Below are 2,852 nucleotides of genomic sequence, written 5' to 3'. Positions count from 1 at the left end.
CTAGAAGCGATTGAGCAGCGTTTTAGGGAAGGCTCCCGCGTCCAAGAAGAAGTTAAGCAATTACGTCGTGGCATCCGGATCGTTTATGCCGACGAAAATCCAGGTTTCCACATCGATGTCACGCCTGCCCGCGCGATCAACGGAAATGGCGAAGCAAACGGCGAAGGTAAGCTGGAGGTTCCGGATCGGGTCACAGGGTGGAAAGCAAGCAGCCCTATCCCTTACTCGAATTGGTTGCAGGTTGCTTCTGCCCAAGAGATCTCTCTGGAAAGCTTGGTAGTTGCCAAAAGCCAGCGGATGCTTGATGCCGCGACACAAGATCCTTTGCCGCATTATCAGGATTACATCGATCAAGATCCCCTGCGTGCAACCATTAAGCTGCTCAAGCGGCATCGCGATGAATGGGCCATTAAGACAAGGAGCGCTGATACTCGCCCAATATCTGCGGTCATCACCACCCTGGCCACGCACGCATACCTGGATGTCGTAAAGGAGTCGCAGGCGAAGCCTCTGGCACCGCTCGATGCAATTTTGGAAATCGTTCGCAGGATGCCGCAGCACATCGGGCAGAGAGGTAGCGACTGCTATGTCTGCAACCCTGCCGATAACGGCGAAAACTTTGCAGAGAAGTGGAATCGACCGGGCGAGGGGCAAGGCTATCGCCAAGCATTTGCCAAATGGCATGCGGACGCCAGTGCATCTGTTTCATTGGGTTTGGAAAGTTTTGAATCCAACGATTCCTTTGCCGAGGCAGTGAAAAAGAATTTCGGTATTGCACCGGCATTCATTACGGCAGTGAACAATGAGATCCCTGCGAATTGGACTATGCCCGGCCGACCGGATGGCACTACTCGAAACTCTGCTTCGATGGGTTCGCTCTTCGGAGGGGCCAGCGGTGGCGGAACCTCTCAGTCGAGCGTAAAGCCAGTTGGACGCCTTGGCTGATCCTCTTAAGACGCCATTGCAGCGCGGAATCGCCGCGCTGCGAAATACCCTAGGTCAGGATGCAGCCGATGCATTGCTCCAGCTCGCACCCATGCGGGCTGACGAAGCGGCGTGCTTTCACTTCCCCTTGCCCATCGATTACACGGGGCAGGAGCGGCGTCTGCGTATTGGTTTCCCCTCCAACTTTCCCCGTGGACTCTTGCGGCTGAACGTCGAACCCTCTCCATGGCTGGTTTGGCCGCATGCCACCAAGTCGGGGCTTTGCCTTCATGGCTTTCAGGAACGCCCCATCATGGGCTCCCCAGAGGTCGTGGTAGAGGACAGCCTTGCTCGCTTGGCCCAGATTGTTTCGTTGTCCAAGATGGGATCAAGCCAGGCAACGCGCGATATCGAATTTCAGAATGAGATCACTACCTACTGGTCGTTTCAGCACGGTCAGTCATTCCAGAACCTCTTACTGTTGGATCGACCTCAGACTGCCTCGCAGTTGTTTGCGCTCAGCGATCCGCGCCGGGCTGTGCCATCCGGTCAGGAAACGGTTTGGTTAGCATCGAATGTAGCAGCACTCAAAGGGCATTACCGGCGGGTTGTCGGGCGCTCCGCTGTCATTCGCGCGGCCGAAACTCCCGGTTTTTACGTCAAGCTTCAGACTTATCCGGATATCCGCACCCCGGATCCAGAAGATTTATTGCTGTGGCTAAAGCCACACCTTCAACCTGACGATGCCGAGCAATTGCTGGCATGGTTTGAGCTGCATGGAACGTTGGCGAGTCGATGGATTGTTCTGGAGCTTCCAGGAGGGGCAGGTGCTCCAACATATTGTCTCAATGTGCGCTCGCTCGGCGTACAGCAGGAGCGGGGGGCAAAATTCGGCTTGCGTACAGCGCGCCGGCGGCCAGCTATCGCAAATGCACATCCTCCGGCACTTGTCCGCGCAACTGCCCTGGACGTGCTTGATCGAGCGTCCATTCTGTCCCGCGATATAAGTGGCACTGCACAGCACCTTGAAAATGCTCGAGTCGTTTGTGTTGGCGTTGGCTCATTAGGCAGTGCGGTGGCAATACAATTGGCACGATCCGGTGTCGGCCACCTTACCCTCATCGATCCTGACACTTTGGTGTCAGCCAATCTGGGGCGGCACGTTCTGGGAGCGGATAGCCTAGGGAGACTGAAAGCCTCAGCGTTGAGGGACAAGATTCTGTTAGATCTTCCGACTACAGAATGCACCGCTTATTCGACTTTCGCCGAAGTAGTTATGAGCAGCAAACCAGAAGTGTTCGATAACGCAGATCTTGTGGTGATTACGACAGCGGACTGGCAGTCGGAGGTCACTGTATGGCGAGCCAAATCCAGCGGCGTTTCTTGGGGACTTTTACAAGCCTGGAGCGAACCGTATACCCAGGTAGGCCACGCGCTATTCGCACCAGCCGGTACCTTTGATGGCCGTCATTTATTCACGGACATCGGCGATTTTCTTCATAAGTTTACCGAGTGGCCGGGAGGAGGTGTGGTTCCACTGCCCGCTTGTGGGGAGAGCTTTATTCCAGGCGGATCGCTGGGGATGACCAATATCGCCTCTATGGTGTCGCACACGGCTTTACGTGCATTGACCTGCAACATCACCACTGCATCTTGGGTCAGCAGTATCTACAGGCCTGAAGATGTGCCGAGCCTAGGAGGCCAATACCATGGGCCCAAACTTCCAGAGGGGGCGCAGCAACTCCTACTCGAGCGCGGATGGCCGGAACATAAGGATGAAATGGTATGACGGATATCGCTTGGCGCTGGAGATGGGCGGAGGTGGATTCCGAGCTATTGGTGTCGCAAGCTGTCGCGGACATCTTGGATAGTCATCGGCAGGGCCTCTTTGGCGTGGAGCGAGGGGGGACAGTTATTCGTCAACCCGG

2 protein-coding genes are annotated in these 2,852 nt (G+C 55.8%); both read left to right on the top strand.

The features are described 5' to 3' along the window. Positions 1–945: nucleotidyltransferase (locus HT737_RS29880; RefSeq protein WP_182404618.1), on the top strand; the 945-nt coding region annotated here is incomplete at its 5' end. After that, positions 929–2,713 (top strand): ThiF family adenylyltransferase, encoded by a 1,785-nt coding sequence (locus HT737_RS29875; protein ID WP_047297383.1) that lies wholly within the window; start codon positions 929–931, stop codon positions 2,711–2,713. The genes HT737_RS29880 and HT737_RS29875, both read left to right, overlap by 17 nt. Positions 2,714–2,852: the final 139 nt, after the last annotated feature.

Source organism: Pseudomonas sp. MD195_PC81_125 (genome assembly GCF_014060985.1).
GTDB classification, from domain to species: Bacteria; Pseudomonadota; Gammaproteobacteria; order Pseudomonadales; family Pseudomonadaceae; genus Aquipseudomonas; species Aquipseudomonas parakoreensis.
The sequence above is the reverse complement of the archived record's forward strand: the minus strand, read 5'-3'. Positions and strand labels throughout refer to the sequence as shown.